This window comes from Janthinobacterium sp. LPB2021202312-11-4, assembly GCF_037049705.1.
Classification (GTDB): Bacteria; Pseudomonadota; Gammaproteobacteria; order Pseudomonadales; family Pseudomonadaceae; genus Aquipseudomonas.
This window is the reverse complement of sequence record NZ_JBAGKV010000001.1, coordinates 176,062-195,398: the sequence shown is the minus strand read 5'-3', so window position 1 is coordinate 195,398 and position 19,337 is coordinate 176,062. Positions and strand designations below refer to the sequence as shown.

Here is a 19,337-nt window from a genome sequence, read left to right as displayed (position 1 = left end):
TGTGGTTTTAACTCGGTAGGGCTGCGAAACCCTATCGCCGACTGCTGTCAGCGACGGGGCGAACTATAAGCGGCGACTTTGCTGGCTGCAACCGCACTGTAGGACGGCGCACAACCCCGGTGGCGAGGGCGCTTGCTCCCGTTCGGTGGCGTAGCCGCCGCAAACCGGGCGGCGCGATGGTGTTGTAGGAATGCGCTGGCCGGTGGATGGGGTTGCTTCGCGGCCCCGCGGGAGCAAGGTCCCTTGCCACAGAGGGTGAATTCCTACGAGGATTTCGGATTTTAAGATCAAAAGATCGCAGCCTTCGGCAGCTCCTACGGGCTTGCGCGATCCCTGTAGGAGCTGCCGAAGGCTGCGATCTTTTAGCGGTGAATGCGGTTTCGTTACTTGTCGTGATCAATATCCAGTTTGCTGAACGTCACTTTCCCGCCCTCGCTGGTGTACCCGGTGTTGTCCTGCACATAAACGCCAGCCTTGAAGTACAGCGGTTTGTCACGCCATGTGGCGCTGATATCGGTGTCCCACTGGTAGCCGGCGGCGCTGACGCCCAATGCACCGCCAGGGCTCAGGTGAATCAGGTAGGAAAACTCCTGATCCAGTTTCACGCCGCTGGCGATGGTGATCACCCGGCCTTCGCCGTCATCGGGGTGCATGCGCACTTTGGCGACGATGTTGCCGGTCTGCGTGCCCGTTTTGTATTGGTACTCAAGCTTGATCAGGGGTTTCTGGCTTTCATAGGCGTGGATCTGGCCGATGACAATCTTGCCCGAGCTCGGCACCTGGTTCACCGCCAGGGTCGCGCGCAGGGAATTGTCGGCCTCGGGGTAGAGCCAGTTGCGCAGGGTGCCGTTGCTGTAGGTTTCGCGAAGCTCGGTGCGGGGGTATTTGGCGTTTTCGGTTTTGGAGCCGGTGACCGGGGACCAGAAAAACAGGGTGCCGGTGTCGGAGTGGAAGTATTGGTCCTTGAAGCCGTTCACCAGTTTGGACGTGACAACGGTGTACGGCGGATTGCCGACGGGAACACTGAGGTTCCAGGTTGCGAGATCGATCATAGACAAAGCTTCCACGAATTCATGCTGCGCCCGTACCAATAGCTCTAGCGCGGGCCTTGGAGGGCAGTCTTTATAAGCGTAGTCAGCGGCTTTGTTAATGCCCGTCCGGCAGATGATTGGCGTCAAGTTCCTGTCAAAAGGCCATCTTTGCCGGTTTCCGGGGGCTGTAGAGCCGACCGTTAGTCGGCTTATGGACGCTTTGGTTACATGATGGCGCGATGACAGCTACTGCTTTTGCAGATCCGGGTCTAGAGTGAAGGCTTAGTATTTGTCCGGTTTTCACGAGAAACCGGCCTGTCGCCCCAACAAGAGAAGCAGCATGGAATGCGCGCAACCCACGCCAGGTGAAGGCAACTCTGTCCTTTTAATCGTCGATGACTACCCTGAAAACCTGATCAGCATGCGCGCGTTGTTGCAGCGCCAGGACTGGCAGGTGATGACCGCCGCCTCGGGCTTCGAGGCCCTCAGTTTGCTGCTTGAACATGAAGTCGACCTGGTGCTGCTGGATGTGCAGATGCCGGGCATGGACGGCTTCGAAGTCGCGCGGTTGATGCGCGGCAGCCAACGTACCCGCCTGACCCCGATCATTTTCCTCACCGCCAACGAACAATCCCAGGACGCTGTGATCAAGGGCTACGCCAGCGGCGCCGTGGATTACCTGTTCAAACCCTTCGACCCGCAGATTCTCAAACCCAAGGTCCAGGCGTTGCTGGAGCACCAGCGCAATCGCCGGGCATTGCAGCGCTTGAGTCATGACCTGGAGGTCGCCCGGGCCTTTAATGCCTCGGTGCTGGATAACGCCGCCGAGGGCATTCTGGTGGTGGGCGAGGATGGCTTGATTCGGTTTGCCAACCCGGCGATGTCGCGGTTGCTCAATGCCACGGTCAAGGATTTGCAGGGCCGCGAGTTTCTCGATTTCCTGCAAAAACCGCACATCCCGATCTGGGCCGATTCCGAGCTTTATACCGGCTACAAGCGCGGCGAAACCCTGCGCTTGCACGATGCGCTGTTGCGCACGGCGCCGGGCCAGCAGGTGCCGGTGGCGTTGTCCTGCGCGCCGTTGCCCAGCGAACAGCACGCGATGGTGGTGACGGTGCTGGACATGTCGGTGGTGCGCCATCTGCATCAGCAACTGGAATTCCAGGCTGTGACCGATCCGCTGACCGGGTTGCTCAATCGGCGTGGTTTCTACCAGACCGTGGAAAACCTGCTGCTGCGCGGCGAACGTTCCGACAGCGCGTGGGTGCTGCTGTACCTCGACCTGGACGGCTTCAAACGGGTCAATGATTCCCTCGGCCATGACGCCGGTGACCGGGTGTTGCGCTGGGTTTCCGAACAATTGAAGGCGTGCCTGCGCCCATTCGACATTCTGGCGCGCATGGGCGGCGATGAGTTCACAGCGCTGCTGGACCTGGAATTCCCCGAGCAAGCGGCGAAGATTGCCGAGAAACTGATTGAACGGGTGTCGATCTGTCAGCAGATCGAGGGCCTGGACATTGCCCTCGGCGCCAGCATCGGCATCGCCACCTACCCGGACTGCGGCTCCAACCTCGACGGCTTGCTGCGCGCGTCCGACATTGCGATGTACGAGGCCAAGCGCGCCGGGCGTCAGCAATACCGCTTTTACGATCACGAAATGAACGGTCGGGCCCGCTCGCGGCTGATGCTGGAAGAAAGCGTGCGCACGGCCATCGAGAACCGCGATTTCAACCTGGTCTATCAGCCGCAAGTGGCGATCAATGGCGGGCAGATTCGCGGGTTCGAAGCGCTGTTGCGCTGGCAGCACCCGAGTGTCGGCGACGTCCCGCCGGGGCTGTTTCTGCCGTTGCTGGAAGAAGCGCGGCTGATCAGCCGCTTGGGCAGCTGGATTTACCATCGCAGCGCCAAACAGCGCAAAGCCTGGGAAACCTTGTTCGCTGAGGACTTGGTGTTGGGCGTGAGTTTGAGCAGCACGCAGTTCGGCATGCCGAATCTGGTCACCGAGTTGCGCCAGGTGCTGGAGCGCCACGGCTTGCGCCCGCATCACATTGAAGTCGAAGTGACCGAAGAGGCCTTGCTGCAAAACCCTGATGAAACCCGCAAGCAGTTGCGTTTGCTGCGCAATCTGGGGGTGCGGGTGGCGCTGGACGACTTCGGCTCGGGGCCGTGCTCACTCTCGCACTTGCGGGATCTGGAGCTGGACACGCTCAAGCTCGACCGGCATCTGATCGCCCGGCTGCCAGACTCGACCCGCGACGCGGCGTTGGTGTGCAGCGTGATCGAGCTGTGCAAGCGCTACGACATGCTGGTGATCGCCGAGGGCGTGGAAACCGTCGCGCAATATGAGTGGCTGCAGGCCAACGGCTGTGAGTATGTGCAGGGTTTTCTGGTGGCGCGGCCGATGATGGCCGAGGACGCCGGCGAGTTTGTGCAGCCCTTTGACTGGAGCGCGCTGACCCGCTGAATTCGCTACACTGGCGACCTTTTCGTGATTCGTGTTGCCTGCCCAATGACCGCGTTGAAATACCTCCAGGCCTATCCCGCCGCGTTGCAGGACCAGGTGCGCCAGCTGATCGCCGAGGGTCGGCTGGGCGACTACCTGAGCCAGCGTTACCCGCAACAGCATGCCGTGCAGAGCGACAAGGCGTTGTACACCTACGCTCTGGACCTGAAACAGGAATACCTGCGTAACGCCCCGGCCATCGACAAAGTGTTGTTCGATAATCGCCTGGACCTGACTCACCGCGCCCTTGGCCTGCACACTACTATTTCCCGGGTGCAGGGCGGCAAGCTCAAGGCCAAGAAAGAAATCCGCGTCGCTTCGCTGTTCAAGGAAGCGCCGTCGGCGTTTCTGAAAATGATCGTGGTGCATGAACTGGCGCATTTCAAAGAGTCGGATCACAACAAGGCGTTCTACAAGTTGTGCGAGCACATGTTGCCGGGGTATCACCAGGTGGAATTTGATTTGCGGGTTTATCTGACTTGGCGGGATATGCAGTAGAAGATCAAGATCAAAAGATCGCAGCCTTCGGCAGCTCCTACGCGCCTTTGGGCGCTGCCGAAGGCTGCGATCTTTCAAAGGAGCAAACGGATGGACGTCAGCAAGACCAAAAGCAGCTTCTACCGCCGGCTATACGTGGCGTACCTGATCGACAGCGGGCTGGCCAGCAGCGTTCCGGCGCTGACCGACGTCACCGGCATGCCCCGGCGCACGGCCCAGGACACCATTGCGGCGTTGGCCGATCTGGACATCGTGTGTGAGTTCGAGCAGGAGGACGGCGCGCGGAATCATGCCGGGCGTTATCGGATTCGCGACTGGGGCGCGATTGATCGCGGCTGGATCGAGCGCAATTTGCGGCAGATCAAAGCGGTGCTCGAGTATCCCTGAGATTTTCCGGCGCCTGGGCTGACGCCATCGCGGGCAAGCCTTGCTCCTACAATGCCCGCGTCGTACACAAATGATGCGAACAACCAAAACCTGTAGGAGCAAGGCTTGCCCGCGATAGGGCCTTCAGGAGCGACGCATCCCTATATGGGGAATGCCGTCCTCGACATACTCCTCGCCTGCCACCCCAAACCCGTACCGCCCGTAATACCCCTGCAAATGCGCCTGGGCCGAGAGATAGATCGGCACGTCCGGCCAGCGCTTCCCAGCCTGCTTCAAGGCCTGTTCCATCATTTCATGGCCCAACCCCTGGCCACGACCTTCAGGCGCCGTCACCACCCGGCCAATCACTACGTCACCGCCCTGTAGTTCCGGGTCGAGCAAGCGCAGATACGCCACCAGTCGCTCCCCATCCCAAGCCATCAAATGGCAGGTGTCGCCTTCCAGATCCTGGCCATCGACATCCTGGTAAACACACTGCTGCTCGACGACAAACACCTCGGCGCGCAGTTTCAAAATGGCATACAGCTGCTCTTTACCCAGATCGCTGTGATGTTTGCAGACCCACTCGATTGTCATCTTCTGATTCCTTGAACAACGTGCTCCCGATACTAAGCGTCCTGAAGAAAGATGTCTCGATGGCAGAGAAATCTGTGACAAAGGCCAAAATGCCATCATTCATTTCGCGCGGCGTTGTCTTCTTTGTGTAATCTGCAAGTCAGCGCTGTGCAGTGGCTTCAATGAGCTAAGGTTTAGTACCGGCAGGCCGGTATCGGAGTCTTGGAGTTTTGGCTGAAAAACACGTCGGGCAGCCCGCCCGCTAAGGATTTTCTAGCATGCCGCGATTGCATCGAGCCTTTGCTTTGATTGGATTGCTGTTGCTGACTCAGAACGCGGCGGCGGACAAGCTGCGTCTGGTGGCCGATGCCTGGCCACCGTTTACCGATGCCACGCTGGTGAACGGTGGGTTGGCCACAGATATCGTCAGCACGGCGCTGGCCCGGGCCGGTTATGCCAGCGATTTCGAGCAGGTGCCTTGGGCGCGTGCCTTGCTGGGCGTGGGCGAGGGCCGCTACGACGTGCTGGTCAACGCCTGGTACAACGACGAGCGCACCAAGCTCGGGCAGTTTTCCAGCGAGTACTTGCTCAACCGCGTGCGCTTCATCAAGCGCAAAGACGCGCCGATCGAATACAACAACCTGCAGCAACTGCACACCTACCCGATCGCGGTGGTGCGCGGTTACGCCTATTCGCCGGAGTTCGATGACGACGCGGCGCTGCAAAAAATCCCTGTGCATAACTTCGCCATGGCCGTGCGCATGCTCGCGGCGGATCGGGTCAAGCTGACCCTGGAAGACGAGTTTGTCGCCCGCTACTACCTGGCCCGGGAATCGGCCAAGGTGCGCAATTCGGTGGAGTTTTTACCCAAGCCGTTGAGTGAAAACAGCCTGCATATCCTGGTCAGCCTGAAGAACCCGGCGCATGAACAGATCGTGGCCGGGTTTGATCGGGAGATTGCGGCGATGAAGGCGGATGGGAGTTATGAGCGGTTGATGAAGCAGCATGGGATGTAGAGGGGCAGCGGTTAGTTTCAAGCTTCAAGCGGCAAGTTAATGTGTGGCGTGGCTGCTGGCGCCTTCGCGGGCAAGCCTCGCTCCTACAGGTTTGTGTCGTGGTGAAAATCGCGGGAACGCACCCAGTCCCGTAGGAGCGAGGCTTGCCCGCGAAGGCGTCAGCCCGGCCACCACAAGGCTCAATCCTCGCTGGTCTCCTTGATCAAATGCGCCGCCAAGGTCCGCAACGGCCCCAACTGCCGGCAGATCAACGCCAGTTGTGTCTGCACCAGCCGCTGCCCCTCATCAATCTCGTCCGGCATCTGTTCCAGTTCATTGGCCAGGGCTTCTTCCGTATCGCTTTGAATCGCAATCGGCAGTTTGCTCGCCAGCCCCTGGGCGATTTCGTCGAGGCTGGCGGCCAGGCTCACGCCGGCGCCATCGATAAGGTGTTCGCGCACATCCGCCGGCAATTGGGTTTCGCGGTGTGCGCCCAGCCCTGACAAGTAGCTCAGCAACGTGTGGGACAGCACCAGAAAACGGAAGCCGACGTCCGCTTCTTTCCGGAAATGCCCCGGCTCCATCAGCATGTTCGCCAGGGTGGTCGACAGCGCCGCGTCGGCGTTGTGCGCGTTGCGTCGGGCCAGGCGATAGGCCAGGTCGTCGTTTTTGCCGGCGGCGTATTGCTGCATGATCTGGCGCAGGTAAATGCTGTTGCAGGTCAGGGTGTTGGCCAGCACTTTGTTCAGGCGTCGGCCCTGCCAGTCCGGCAGGAAGAGCAGTACCGCAAGCCCGGCGATCAGGCTGCCGACCAAGGTATCGAACAGGCGCGGCAGGAACAGCCCATAACCGTCCCCAACCTGGTTGAAACAGAACAGCACCATCAAGGTAATCGCGGCGGTGGCCAGGGTGTAGCGGGTGGTGCGGTTGATAAAGAACACCACCCCGGCAGCGATGGCGAAGCACGACTGGATCAGCGGGCTCGGGAACAGGTCGAACAGCGCCCAGGCCAGGGTCAGGCCGATCGCTGTGCCGATGATCCGCTGACCGAGTTTGCGTCGGGTTGCGCCGTAGTTCGGCTGACAGACAAACAGCGTGGTGAGGATGATCCAGTAACCCTGGGACGGGTGGATCAAATGCACCATGCCGTAGCCGATGCTCAACGCTAGGGGCAAACGCAGGGCGTGGCGGAACAGCAGCGAGGTCGGCGTCAGTTGCGTGCGCAAACGCAGCCACACATCCTTGAGGTTGCGCGGCGAACGGTCGAGCAGGCTGCTGTCGGTGGCGTCGGCGAGGGCATCGGGGTTGCTGGCGTCGCTGAGCAAACGGTCGAGGGTGCCGAGGTTGGCCGCCAGTGCGCGCAAGGAACGCAGCAGCCCGCGCCAGGCCGGGTTGCTCTGGATGCGCAGGTGTTCGAGGGAGGCGTGCAGGTCGCCCAGGGCTTCGGCGAAACTGGCGTCATAGACGAAGGGTTGGCGCATCTGGATCGATTCGGCCAGGGCCCGACAGGCTTTGCCTTGTTGGCGCAGCAGGCGCTGGCAGCGGAACATCACGTCGCTGTGAAAGAACGCCTCGGCCAGGGCGTTGTAAGGGTAGTGCGAGGAACTGGCGCGTTCGTGGATATCCTGGGCCAGGAAGTAGAGCTTGAGGTAACGGCTGACTTTCGAACCCGGCCGACCGTTGCCGACCCGGTGCAGGATGATTTCCTTGGCCACGTTCAGCGCGGCGACTACCCGACCGTTTTGCTGGGCCAGTTCCAGGCGTCGCGCTTCCACGTCCATCTGGCGGATCGGTTCGAACAGCGAGGATTTGAGCTTCAGGTACAGGCCTAGTTCACGGAACAACCGCGCCAGACTTTGCTGCACGGGCTGATTGGAAAACATCGCCTGCCACAGCACCGAGAGCAACCCGTACCAGGCCGCGCCGGCCACCAGCAGCACGGGCTCGTGCCAGAAATCGGTCACCGCGCCGCCGCGCTGGTCCACGCCGATCATGGTGTACACCGACAGAATCAGCGTCGCCGAAGCAATTGCGCCATAACGCTCGCCCAGTGCCCCTAGCATGGTCAGGCCGAACGCGGCCAGCGCCAGGGCGATGATAAAGACGATGGGGTAGGGGAACAGCAATTCGACCGAGAACGCGGCGATGCTGAAACACACCAGCGTGACGGCCAGTGCGTTGAGCCGGCCTTGCCAACTGTCGTCGGTCTCGGCCAGGGCGCTGGCGATGATGCCCAGGAACAACGGGATCAACAGCCCCATTTCATCCTGATACCAACACACGGCCATGCTGCCGGTCAGGGCGATGAACACCCTTACGCTGTAACTGAATTTATCCAGCGCCCAGAGGCGGCGCAAAGACTGACTGAATGGGGTCGAGGACATGAAGTGCGAGGGCCTTCCGAGGCGATGACGCTAAATTGAGCCAGTAATGACGCCGACGCAATGGCGCCGATCACATCTGACAGCAAAATCTGTTCCTTCCCTGGCGAATCACGAACCCCGTAGGGCTGTGTAGGAGCTGTGTAGGAGCTGTCGAGTGAAACGAGGCTGCGATCTTTTGATCTTAAAAAAAATCAAAGTCAAAAGATCGCAGCCTCGTTTCTCTCGGCAGCTCCTACAGGGGGCGGTGTGGTCAGGCGTACTGCGCAGCGGCGTAGCCCGAGGCCCAGGCCCACTGGAAGTTGAAACCGCCCAAATGCCCGGTGACATCCAGCACTTCACCAATGAAATACAACCCGGGGCTTTTCAGCGATTCCATGGTTTTGGACGAGACTTCGTGGGTATCGACGCCGCCCAAGGTCACTTCGGCCGTGCGATAGCCTTCGGTGCCGGCGGGCACGACTGTCCAGCTCGCCAGTTTTTCGGCGATGTCGGCGATTTCCGCGTGGGTGTACTGCTTCATCGGTTTGGAAACGAACCAGTTGTCCGCCAGCAGGTTGGCCATCTTCTTGGTGAAGATTTCCCCCAGCAGGGTTTTCAATTCGCTGTTCGGGCGTTCGGCTTGCTGCTGAACCAGCCAGCTAGGCACGTCGTGATCCGGCATCAGGTTGATCTCAACCGTGTCGCCGGATTCCCAAAACGACGAAATCTGCAAAATCGCCGGGCCGCTGAGGCCGCGATGGGTGAACAGGATGTTCTCGCGGAAACTCTGCTCGTTGCAGCTCACCAGGCAATCCACCGACGTCCCGGAGAGCTCGGTGCACAATTCTTTGAGCTGATCGGTGATGGTGAACGGCACCAGGCCGGCGCGGGTTGGCAGCAGTTCGTGGCCGAATTGCTTGGCCACTTGGTAGCCGAAACCGGTGGCGCCCAGGGTCGGGATCGACAGGCCGCCGGTGGCGATCACCAGGGATTCGCAGGTCAGTTGACCGAGGGTGGTGTCCAGCAGGTAACCGTTTTCGAGTTTCTCGATGGTCTGGATCGAGGTGTCCAGGTGCAGGCTGACGCCGACCTGATCGCACTCGTTGAGGAGCATCTCGAGGATGTCGCTGGATTTGTTATCGCAGAACAGTTGGCCGAGTTTTTTCTCGTGGTACGGCACGCCGTGTTTGGCGACCATGCCGATGAAATCCCACTGGGTGTAACGCGCCAGTGCGGATTTGCAGAAGTGTTCGTTCTGCGAGAGAAAATTGCCCGGTTCGGTGTACATGTTGGTGAAATTGCAGCGGCCACCGCCCGACATCAGGATTTTCTTGCCGGCCTTGTTGGCGTGGTCGAGCAACATCACCTTGCGCCCGCGCCCGGCGGCGGTCAGTGCACACATCAACCCAGCGGCGCCAGCGCCAATGATCACGACTTCGGTAGAGCGCAAAACGGTGTCCTCGGTATAAAAAACTGTAGGAGCTGCCGAGTGAAACGAGGCTGCGATCTTTTGATCTTGAAAAAGCAAAGTCAAAAGATCGCAGCCTGCGGCAGCTCCTACAGGGGATGTGTGGCGGTATTACAAGATACGAACGCGCAGCGAACGGCCCTTGATCTTGCCGTCGTTCAAGCGCTGCAAGGCTTGCTTGGCAATCCCGCGTTCCACGGCCACATACGCCTGGAAGTCAAAAATCGCGATTTTGCCGACCTGGGCACCCGGAATGCCGGCATCGCCGGTCAGTGCGCCAAGAATGTCGCCCGGGCGCACCTTGTCTTTACGGCCAGCGCCGATGCACAGCGTGCTCATCACTGGCAGCAACGGACCGCCACCCTGGGAGGTGAGGTTGTCGATCTGATCCCAGTTCAACGGCGACTGTTGCAGTTTCTCGATGGCTTGGGCGCGGAGGGCTTCGGATGGCGCCACCAGGCTGATCGCAATGCCTTTCTCACCGGCGCGGCCAGTACGGCCGACACGGTGGATGTGGATTTCCGAGTCGCGGGCCAGTTCGACGTTGATCACCATGTCCAGCGCATCGATATCCAGGCCACGGGCGGCAACGTCAGTGGCCACCAGTACCGAGGTGCTGCGGTTGGAGAACATCGCCAACACCTGATCGCGGTCACGCTGTTCCAGATCGCCGTGCAGGCCGACGGCGGAAATGCCTTTGGAGGTCAGGTGATCAACGGTTTCCTGGACTTGCTGCTTGGTGTAGCAGAACGCCACGCAAGACGCCGGGCGGAAGTGGCCGAGCACTTTGGTCACGGCGCTCATGCGCTCGTCCGGGGAGATTTCGTAGAAGCGCTGCTCGATCTGCGTGTCGTCGTGGAACGCTTCGGCTTTGACGATCTGCGGGTTGCGCATGAACTTCGCGGCCAATTGCTTGATGCCCGACGGGTACGTGGCGGAGAACAGCAGGGTCTGGCGACGCTCCGGGGTCTGGGCAATGATTTCTTCGATGGAATCGTAGAAACCCATGTCGAGCATGCGGTCGGCTTCGTCGAGGATCAGGGTGTTCAGGCCATGCAGGATCAGCGAACCCTTGCGCAGGTGCTGCTGAATCCGGCCCGGGGTGCCGACGATGATGTGCGCGCCGTGCTCCAGGGAACCGATCTGCGGGCCGAAGGACACGCCGCCGCACAGGGTCAGGATCTTGATGTTGTCTTCGGCGCGGGCCAGACGACGGAGTTCCTTGGCAACCTGGTCCGCCAACTCGCGCGTCGGGCAGATGACCAGCGCCTGGCAACCGAAGAAGCGCGGATTGATCGGGTTCAGCAGGCCGATACCGAAGGCGGCGGTCTTGCCGCTGCCGGTCTTGGCTTGCGCGATCAGGTCCATCCCCTTGAGGATCACCGGCAAGCTTTGCGCCTGGATCGGCGTCATCTGGGCATAACCGAGGGAGTCGAGGTTAGCCAGCATGGCGGCGGACAGCGGCAAAGTATTAAAAGCGGTGGCGATGGTGGTCACGGGACTGGCCTGCAAAACAAAATGTCGCGCAGTGTATCAGTCCCGCGGCCATTCGCCCTAAGGCTCTATGTGTTCTTCCGGACGCTTGACGCGCCGTCCGTCTTCCTTGGAGAGCTGCGAGAAGATCGTCGCGGCCAGCATCGCCATGATGCCGACGGTCACAAACGTCAGTTGGAACGCGCCCAGCACCGTCTCCACGCCGTCATTTCCGACCTCTGCGGTAAAGCCGCCGAGCAGCGCACCGGCGCAAGCCACGCCAAGGCCCAGGGACAATTGCGCCACCACCGACAGCAAACTGTTACCGCTGCTGGCGCTCGCATCATCGAGGTCGATCAGGGTGACCGTGTTCATCGCAGTGAATTGCAGGGAGTTGATGGCCCCGAGAATGGACAGCATCGCCAGCAGCAACCAGTACGGCGTCTGCTCGCTCACCAGGCCCATGCTCGCCAGCATGATCCCCAGAAACAGGGTGTTGCCGGTGAGCACGATGCGGTAACCCAAGCGTTCGATGATGGGCCGCGCCACCGACTTGGCCAGCATCGCCGCCGCCGACAGCGGCAGCATGCTCATCCCGGCCTGTGACGGCGAATACCCCAGTGCTACTTGCAGCAGCAACGGCACCAGAAACGGCAACGCCCCCCCGCCGAGGCGGGCGAACAGGTTGCCGAGGATGCCGACAGCGAACGTCCGGGTCTTGAACAGTGACGGCGAGAACAACGGGTTATCGATGCGCCCGGCGCGCAGCCAGTACGCCGCCAGGCACGCCATGCCGGCCACCAGCAACAACATCACCCGCAAATGCGGCAGGTGCAGTTCGCCGAGGCCTTCCATGGCGATGGTGATCAGCACCATCGAGGCACCAAACAGCAGGAAACCGACGCCGTCGAAGCGGGTACGCTCGGTGCCGCGCAGGTCCGGGATGAATTTCCACACGGCGTAGCAACCGATCAGGCCCACCGGCAGGTTGACCAGAAAGATCCAGTGCCACGACAGGTATTGAACCATCCAGCCGCCGGTGGTTGGCCCCAACAAGGGGCCGAGCAGTCCGGGAATGGTGATGAACCCCATGATCCGCACCAGCTCCGAGCGCGGATAGGCTCGCAGCACCACCAGCCTGCCCACCGGCAACATCAAGGCACCGCCCAGGCCTTGAATGACCCTCGAGCCGATCAGCATCGTCAGGTTGGGCGACAGTGCGCAGAGTAGCGATCCGATGCTGAACAGCAGGATCGCGCCGAAGAAGATCTTCTTGGTGCCGAAGCGGTCAGCAATCCAGCCCGAGGCGGGGATCAGCAGGGCGACGGTGAGCATGTAGGCGATGATCACGCCTTGCATGCGCAACGGGTTTTCCGCCAGGTCCAGGGCCATGGCCGGCAGGGCGGTGTTGAGGATCGTCCCGTCGAGGGACTGCATGAAAAAGGCAATAGCGACGACCCATGGCAGCCAACGGGCGGTGACAGGGTCGAGAGGCGGGCGGTTGGGCATGGGACCTCTAGTGAGTGTGAGTCAGTTAGTCCGTGGTGGATTCTTCGCGGGCAAGCCTTGCTCCTACAGTCCGGCATCGTCCACAAGAACTGCGGTAAACCCCGATCCTGTAGGAGCGAGGCTTGCCCGCGAAGCTTTTAGAGGGTCAAGGTCAATCGGCTGACGAGCGCCCCCGGCAAAACCGCCGAGGCCGTGGCTCGCTGACTGTAAGTACTCGCCGACAGCAGCAACTCGCGCTCCTGGGTCAATGCTTCCAGCTGCGAACCGAGCAGGCTGTAGGCGCTGTCATCAAAACGCATGGTGCTCACCGGGGCCTGGATCTCGCCGTTCTCGACCCAGAACGTCGCAAACCGGGTCATGCCGGTCAGCCGGGCGGCGGGTTGGTCCGAGTAGTTCAGGTACCAGAGGTTGCTGATGTACAGCCCCGTGCCCAGTTGCTTGAGGATCTCGGCTTGCGGCAACGCACCAGCGGCCATATTCAACGCGCTGGGCATTTCACCGCCGCCAGCGCCGTTGGCCGTCAGGCCATATTCCGCCGCACTGCGCGAGCTGACCATTTGCGCGCCAGCCTTGCCGTCGACGATCAACCCCAAGTCGCTGCGCGGATAGCCTTCGCCGGAGAACGCCGGGCTCAGGGAACCGCTGACCTTTTCATCCAGCGAAACCAACGGGCTGAATGAATGGGCGCCCGCATAGAGCTTCTGCAACGGGCTGTTCTTGCTGGCAATCGACTGCGCGGAGAAACCACCCCAGCCGAGCATGCCCATGATTTCTTCCATGGCCGCCGGCGCCAGATAAGCCCGGTAGTTGCCCGGTGGCAACGTGCGCAACGGCCGTCCGAGAAACGCCAGTTGCTCGCGGGCCTGGGCAAAGCGCTTGGCAAAGCCTTCGCTGCTCCAGTCATGCCCGGCGTAACTGGCTTTCACCGCTTGGCCGTTGTCGTGGAACAGGCTGAAATCGAAGTTGAAGCTGTTGGCCTGATGCCAGCCGAACGCGCCCGAGGAACTGGCGAAACCACGGCTTATAGGCCCGGCGGCGTAGAAACCCACCAAGTCCAGACCTTCGGCAGCCTGGGCGATTTCAGCCACGACTTGCTCAGTGTCCGGCAGCGGGTGGTCCTGTACGTTTTTGCTCTGCCAGCCGTTGTGATTGAGCAGCAGGTACGGGTCCGGCGGCAGCAACGGCAGGGTTTCGCGCAACTGTTGCAGGCCTTCGGCCAGGCGCTGGATGTCGGTTTGGGCGTCACCGGAGAGGGTGATGCTCAGGTCGGCGTGGCGACCCTCATTGATCAGCTTGAAGCCAACGCTGGCCTGCTGCACCTGCCCGGCCTGACGGACCTTGGCGTGGTTGAAACGCACGAAGGCCGAGGATTCGGCGGCGTAGCTGAGGGTGAATTGTTCCGGCTCGCGAATCGCCTCGCGCAGCCACTGGACCAAGGCTTTGAACGCATCGGCCTGATTTTTAGACGTACTCATCAGGCATCTCCCCCAAACACATCAACGTTGCTGAACACACAGGCCGGCGAGGCATGGCCGACGCGGATCACCTGGTTCGGCTCGCCCTTGCCGCAGTTCGGCGTGCCCAGGACCTTGACCGTATCGGCGTTGCCGACGGCGCTGAGGCTTTTCCAGAAGTGTGCGGAAATCGCCCGGTAGTTCGGGTTCTTGACCACGCCTTTGAGTTCGCCGTTTTCGATCAACTGGCCCCATTCGCAACCGAACTGGAACTTGTTGCGCGCATCGTCGATGGACCAGGAACGGTTGGTGCGCATCAAGATGCCGTTTTCGATGTTGCCGATCATCTGCTCCAGCGGTTGATCGCCGGCCTCGATATTGAGGTTGGCCATGCGATCGATCGGTGCACGATTCCAGCCGCAGGCGCGACTGTTGGCGACACCGTCCATGCCCGCGCGAAATTGCGAGAGTGCGCCGCCCAATGGACGCAGCAGCAGACCTTCCTTGATCAGGAACTGTTTGCTCGCGGCCGTGCCGTCGTCGTCATGGCCGTAACTGGCGAGCTGTTCGGGAATGTCCGGGTCGAAGGTCACGTTCAGCAGTTTGGAGCCGTATTGCAGGCTGCCGAAGTCTTCGGCCTTGACGAAACTGGTGCCGGCGTAATTGCGTTCATCGCCAAGGATGCGGTCCAGTTCCAGCGGGTGACCGATGGATTCGTGGATCTGCAGCATCATCTGGTCCGGCATCAACAGCAGGTCGCGCGGGCCTTGCGGGGTGTTCGGCGCCAGCAGTAATTGCAGCGCTTGATCGGCGATTGTCGGCGCGGCGCCGACCAGGCCGCAGCGGCTGATCACGTCAAAACCGCCCTGTTGGCCGAAGTTCTCCCGGCCGAGGGTGCGGGTCTGGCTGTCGTTGCCGTCGTAGGCGGTGACTTCCAGGCTCGGGTAGACAAAACGCTGGGCCTGGCGCAGTTCGGCGCCGGCGCTGCTGAGGTAAATCTGCTCGACGTTGGTGATGCCGATGCTCACTTCCCAGTTCACCAGTCGCTCGTCCTTGGGCACGGCGGCGGACTCGGCGCCGAGCAGTTGGTAGCAGTCGCTTAAGGACGGGAAAGGCTGGTCGAAGTTCGGCGAAAAGTAGTCGGCGCGGTCGCTGGAGGCAACTTGCGTGCTCAGGTCGAGCAAGGCATGGGGCTTGAGGCGGCGGGCTTGCTGTTCGGCTTTCTCGAGTGCGGCTTGCAGGCCTTGTTGCGACAGGTCGTTGGTCGCCGCGTAGGCTTCGACGCCGTTGACCCGAACGGTCAGCATCGCGCCTTCGTCACGGCTCAGGCTCGGTGGTTCAGCGACGTTCTTGCGTACCGAGAGGTATTGGCCGGACTCGCGTACATAACGAAGCGAAAAGAATTCAGCGCCCGTGCGCAACGCAGCAAAGCGCTGCTTGAGCTGGGGGTGGAAATCGAACATTCGAGAACCTCCTTGGAATGGAGAAGCGGCGTATCGGTGCGGCGAGGGGGTGAAACGTTTGCGTGGCGCTAGATTAGGCCTGCGCGGGGGGTAGGATCAAGCTTGAAGCGGTGTAGGAGGGATTACCAGCGTGTGTCGGGTAGAGAGTGTGTTGTTTGGTAGGGCGCCTTCGCGGGCAAGCCTCGCTCCTACGGGAATGGCGCCATGCCGAAAATCGGTGATCGCCATCAAACCTGTAGGAGCGGGCTTGCCCGCGAAGGCCGCGCCGCGGTGTAACGGCGTTACTGAGCGGTAGGGCTCACATCCCGCATCGGCTTGCCACGCACCGGTGCATCACCGGCCACGAAGTAAGCAGCCTTGCTGCGCGGCAATGGCTGGCGACCACGAATCTTGTCGGCGATTTTCTCGGCGATCATGATCGTCGGCGCGTTCAGGTTACCGGTGGTGATGATCGGCATGATCGAGGCATCAACCACCCGCAGGCTCTGCATGCCGTGCACACGACCTTCAGCGTCAACCACAGCCATCTCGTCGGTGCCCATTTTGCAGGAGCAGGACGGGTGGAACGCGGTTTCGGCGTGTTCGCGGATGAACTGGTCGAGCTGCTCATCGGTTTGCACGTCGATGCCCGGGCTGATTTCGCGGCCACGGAAGGCGTCGAGCGCAGGCTGTTGCATGATTTCACGGGTCAGGCGGATGCCGTCGCGGAATTCCTGCCAGTCTTGCTCGGTGGCCATGTAGTTGAACAGGATGCTCGGGTACTCGCGCGGGTCCTTGGACTTGGCCTGGATGCGACCACGGCTCGGCGAACGCATGGAACCCATGTGCGCCTGGAAACCGTGCTCTTTCACGCCGTTGCTGCCGTTGTAGTTAATCGCCACCGGCAGGAAGTGGTACTGGATGTTCGGCCAATCGAATTCTTCGCGGGTGCGGATGAAGCCACCGGCTTCGAACTGGTTGCTGGCGCCGATGCCGGTGCCGTTGAACAGCCACTCGGCGCCGATGGCCGGTTGGTTGTACCAAAGCAGCGACGGGTACAGCGAAACCGGTTGGGTGCAGGCGTATTGCAGGTACAACTCAAGGTGATCCTGCAGGTTTTCGCCGACGCCTGGCAGGTCGTGGACCACCGGGATGTCGAGTTTCTTCAGCAGTTCCGCCGGGCCGACGCCGGAGCGTTGCAGAATCTGCGGCGAAGCGATGGCGCCGGAGCACAGCAGCACTTCTTTGCGGGCGCGGGCTTCAACGCGCTCTTCAGCGGCGCCGATCAGGTAACGCACGCCGACTGCACGCTTGCCTTCGAACAGGATCTTGTCGGTCAGGGCGTGGGTGACGATGGTCAGGGTCGAACGCTTTTTGGCGACGTCCAGGTAACCGCGCGCGGTACTGGCGCGACGGCCGTTCGGCGTCACGGTGCGGTCCATCGGGCCGAAGCCTTCCTGCTGATAACCGTTCAAGTCTTCGGTGCGCGGGTAACCGGCCTGCACGCCGGCTTCAACCATGGCGTGGAACAGCGGGTTGTTGCCGGCTTTCGGCGTGGTCACGCTGACCGGACCGTCGCCACCGTGGTAGTCGTTCGGGCCGATGTCGCGGGTTTCGGCCTTGCGGAAATACGGTAGGCAATCGAGGTAGGTCCAGTTTTCCAGACCTGGCAGTTTCGACCAGTTGTCGTAGTCCATCGCGTTGCCACGGATGTAGCACATGCCGTTGATCAGCGAGGAACCGCCGAGGCCTTTGCCACGACCGCATTCCATCCGGCGACCGTCCATGTGTGGCTCTGGATCGGTTTCGTAGGCCCAGTTGTAGCGGCGGCCTTGCAGCGGGAACGCCAAAGCGGCCGGCATTTGCGTGCGGAAGTCGAAACGGTAATCCGGGCCGCCCGCTTCGAGCAGCAGGACGGTGACGCCTTCGTCTTCAGTCAGACGGGTCGCCAGGGTGTTACCGGCCGAGCCGGCACCGATGATGATGTAATCGTATTCTTGGGACATTAAATGCACCCTCTTTGAAGTTGGTCAGGTCGCGGCCATGGCGAGTGCTGCGCACTCGATTCGCGGGCAAGCCTCGCTCCTACAGGGCTGGGGTTTGCCGCAGGTTTTGTGCACGACACAAAACCTGTAGGAGCGAGGCTTGCCCGCGAAGGCGTCCTCGCAGGCGAAGCAGATGCCGTTTTAGAAAACCGAGGCGTAATCGCCCAGTTCGACCTGTACCGATTTGATGCGCGTGAAGTTGTTCAGCGAGCTGATGCCGTTCTCACGGCCCACGCCCGACTGCTTGTAGCCACCGACCGGCATTTTTGCGTCGGACTCGCCCCAGGCGTTGATCCAGCAGATACCGGCTTCCAGTTGATGAATCACGCGGTGGGCGCGGTTCAGGTCTTTGGTGACGATACCCGCGGCCAGGCCGAAGTCGGTGTCGTTGGCACGACGGATCACTTCTTCTTCGGTGTCGTAGGTCAGGATCGCCATGACCGGGCCGAAGATTTCTTCGCGAACGATGGTCATCTCGTCGGTGCAGTCGGTGAACACGGTCGGGGCCACGAAGGCGCCTTTGGCGAATTCGCCGTCGGTCAGACGACCGCCGCCGCACAGGACGCGAGCGCCTTCTTCCTTACCTTTGGCGATGTAACCCAACACGCTTTCCATGTGGGCGAAGCTGACCAGCGGGCCGAAGTTGGTGTTCTCGTCTTCCGGGTTACCGATGCGGATGCGCGCAACGCGCTCGGCAATCTTGGCTTCGAAAGCGGCTTTGAGATGCGTCGGGATGAACACGCGAGTGCCGTTGGTGCAGACCTGACCCGAGCTGTAGAAGTTGGCCATCATCGCGGTGTCGGCGGCGCGATCAAGGTCGGCGTCGTCGAAAATGATCAGCGGGGATTTGCCGCCCAGTTCCATGGTCACGTCTTTGAGCGACGAAGCCGAAGCGCTGGCCATGACCTTCTTGCCGGTGTCGGTGCCGCCGGTGAAGGAGATTTTTTCGATGCGTGGGTGCTCGGTCAACCAGGTGCCGACTTCTCGACCGCTGCCGGTCAGGACGTTGAACACGCCAGCCGGCAGGCCTGCTTCGGTGTAGATTTCGGCCAGTTTCAGCGTGGTCAGCGAGGTGACTTCGCTTGGCTTGAAGATCATCGCGTTACCGGCGGCCAGGGCCGGTGCGGATTTCCACAGGGCGATCTGGATCGGGTAGTTCCACGCGCCGATACCGGCCACGACGCCCAGCGGCTCGCGACGGGTGTAGACGAACGACGTGGTGCGCAGCGGGATTTGCTCGCCTTCGATGGCCGGGACCAGGCCTGCGTAGTACTCCAGCACGTCAGCGCCGGTGACAATGTCGACGTATTTGGTTTCGGAGAACGATTTGCCGGTGTCCAGGGTTTCCAGGGCGGCCAGTTCATCGTTGCGCTCGCGCAGGATGTCCACGGCACGACGCAGGATGCGCGAACGCTCCATGGCGGTCATGGCAGCCCAGATTTTCTGGCCCTTTTCAGCGCTGACCACCGCACGCTCGACGTCGTCGAAGGTCGCGCGCTGTACTTTTGCGAGGACTTCACCGTTAGCCGGGTTGATGGCTTCGAAAGTGGCGTCGCTGCTGGCGTCGGAGTAACCGCCATCGATGTAGAGTTTTTGCAGTTCGAAACGGGCCAT

The 19,337-nt window shown here is 61.2% G+C and carries 14 protein-coding genes; 4 read left to right on the top strand and 10 right to left on the bottom strand.

The genetic code is table 11. The features are described from left to right. Positions 1–383: 383 nt before the first annotated feature. Positions 384–1,052 (bottom strand): polysaccharide lyase family 7 protein, encoded by a 669-nt coding sequence (locus tag V5E99_RS00825; RefSeq protein WP_499800175.1) that lies wholly within the window; start codon positions 1,050–1,052, stop codon positions 384–386. 319 nt (positions 1,053–1,371) lie between these two features. On the opposite strand from V5E99_RS00825, the gene V5E99_RS00820 reads away from it, so the two are divergent. The 3 genes from V5E99_RS00820 to V5E99_RS00810 all read left to right on the top strand — a co-directional run bounded on the left by V5E99_RS00820 (position 1,372) and on the right by V5E99_RS00810 (position 4,419). Beyond that, entirely contained in the window at positions 1,372–3,495 is a 2,124-nt protein-coding gene (locus tag V5E99_RS00820; protein ID WP_499800173.1) for a putative bifunctional diguanylate cyclase/phosphodiesterase, read from the top strand. A gap of 45 nt (positions 3,496–3,540) precedes the next feature. After that, complete coding sequence (locus V5E99_RS00815) at positions 3,541–4,032, top strand: M48 metallopeptidase family protein (RefSeq protein ID WP_499800534.1); 492 nt, start codon at positions 3,541–3,543, stop codon at positions 4,030–4,032. Between the two features lie 90 nt (positions 4,033–4,122). Next, positions 4,123–4,419, top strand: coding sequence for a winged helix-turn-helix domain-containing protein (locus tag V5E99_RS00810; RefSeq protein WP_499800172.1), 297 nt, complete (start codon positions 4,123–4,125; stop codon positions 4,417–4,419). Between the two features lie 123 nt (positions 4,420–4,542). Here V5E99_RS00810 and V5E99_RS00805 read toward each other — a convergent pair whose 3' ends face one another. Beyond that, positions 4,543–4,995, bottom strand: coding sequence for a GNAT family N-acetyltransferase (locus V5E99_RS00805; protein WP_499800171.1), 453 nt, complete (start codon positions 4,993–4,995; stop codon positions 4,543–4,545). 257 nt (positions 4,996–5,252) lie between these two features. Here V5E99_RS00805 and V5E99_RS00800 point away from each other — a divergent pair, with 257 nt between their 5' ends. After that, on the top strand, positions 5,253–5,990 hold the full coding sequence (locus V5E99_RS00800; RefSeq protein WP_499800169.1) for a substrate-binding periplasmic protein: 738 nt from the start codon (positions 5,253–5,255) through the stop codon (positions 5,988–5,990). Positions 5,991–6,169: 179 nt separating this feature from the next. Here the strand turns inward: V5E99_RS00800 and yccS are convergent, their stop codons facing one another. The 8 genes from yccS to betB form a co-directional block, all read right to left on the bottom strand. Next, entirely contained in the window at positions 6,170–8,353 is a 2,184-nt protein-coding gene (gene yccS, locus V5E99_RS00795; protein WP_499800167.1) for a YccS family putative transporter, read from the bottom strand. Between the two features lie 250 nt (positions 8,354–8,603). Beyond that, positions 8,604–9,782, bottom strand: coding sequence for a BaiN/RdsA family NAD(P)/FAD-dependent oxidoreductase (locus tag V5E99_RS00790; protein ID WP_499800165.1), 1,179 nt, complete (start codon positions 9,780–9,782; stop codon positions 8,604–8,606). A 129-nt stretch (positions 9,783–9,911) separates the two neighbouring features. Beyond that, a complete protein-coding gene (gene dbpA / locus V5E99_RS00785) occupies positions 9,912–11,297 on the bottom strand; it encodes an ATP-dependent RNA helicase DbpA (RefSeq protein ID WP_499800163.1) in 1,386 nt (461 codons plus the stop codon). A gap of 57 nt (positions 11,298–11,354) precedes the next feature. Beyond that, the gene (gene mdtD, locus V5E99_RS00780; protein WP_499800162.1) at positions 11,355–12,782 is read right to left on the bottom strand and encodes a multidrug transporter subunit MdtD; all 1,428 of its coding nucleotides are present in this window, start codon (positions 12,780–12,782) and stop codon (positions 11,355–11,357) included. Positions 12,783–12,919: 137 nt separating this feature from the next. Further along, positions 12,920–14,257 carry a TldD/PmbA family protein gene (locus tag V5E99_RS00775; RefSeq protein ID WP_499800160.1) on the bottom strand — a complete coding sequence of 446 codons (1,338 nt, stop codon included), beginning with the start codon at positions 14,255–14,257 and terminating at the stop codon, positions 12,920–12,922. Next, on the bottom strand, positions 14,257–15,699 hold the full coding sequence (locus tag V5E99_RS00770) for a TldD/PmbA family protein (protein WP_499800159.1): 1,443 nt from the start codon (positions 15,697–15,699) through the stop codon (positions 14,257–14,259). The genes V5E99_RS00775 and V5E99_RS00770 overlap by 1 nt, the downstream gene beginning before the upstream one ends. Before the next feature lie 281 nt (positions 15,700–15,980). Next, on the bottom strand, positions 15,981–17,684 hold the full coding sequence (gene betA, locus V5E99_RS00765; protein WP_499800158.1) for a choline dehydrogenase: 1,704 nt from the start codon (positions 17,682–17,684) through the stop codon (positions 15,981–15,983). 180 nt (positions 17,685–17,864) lie between these two features. Beyond that, a complete protein-coding gene (gene betB / locus V5E99_RS00760; RefSeq protein ID WP_499800157.1) occupies positions 17,865–19,337 on the bottom strand; it encodes a betaine-aldehyde dehydrogenase in 1,473 nt (490 codons plus the stop codon).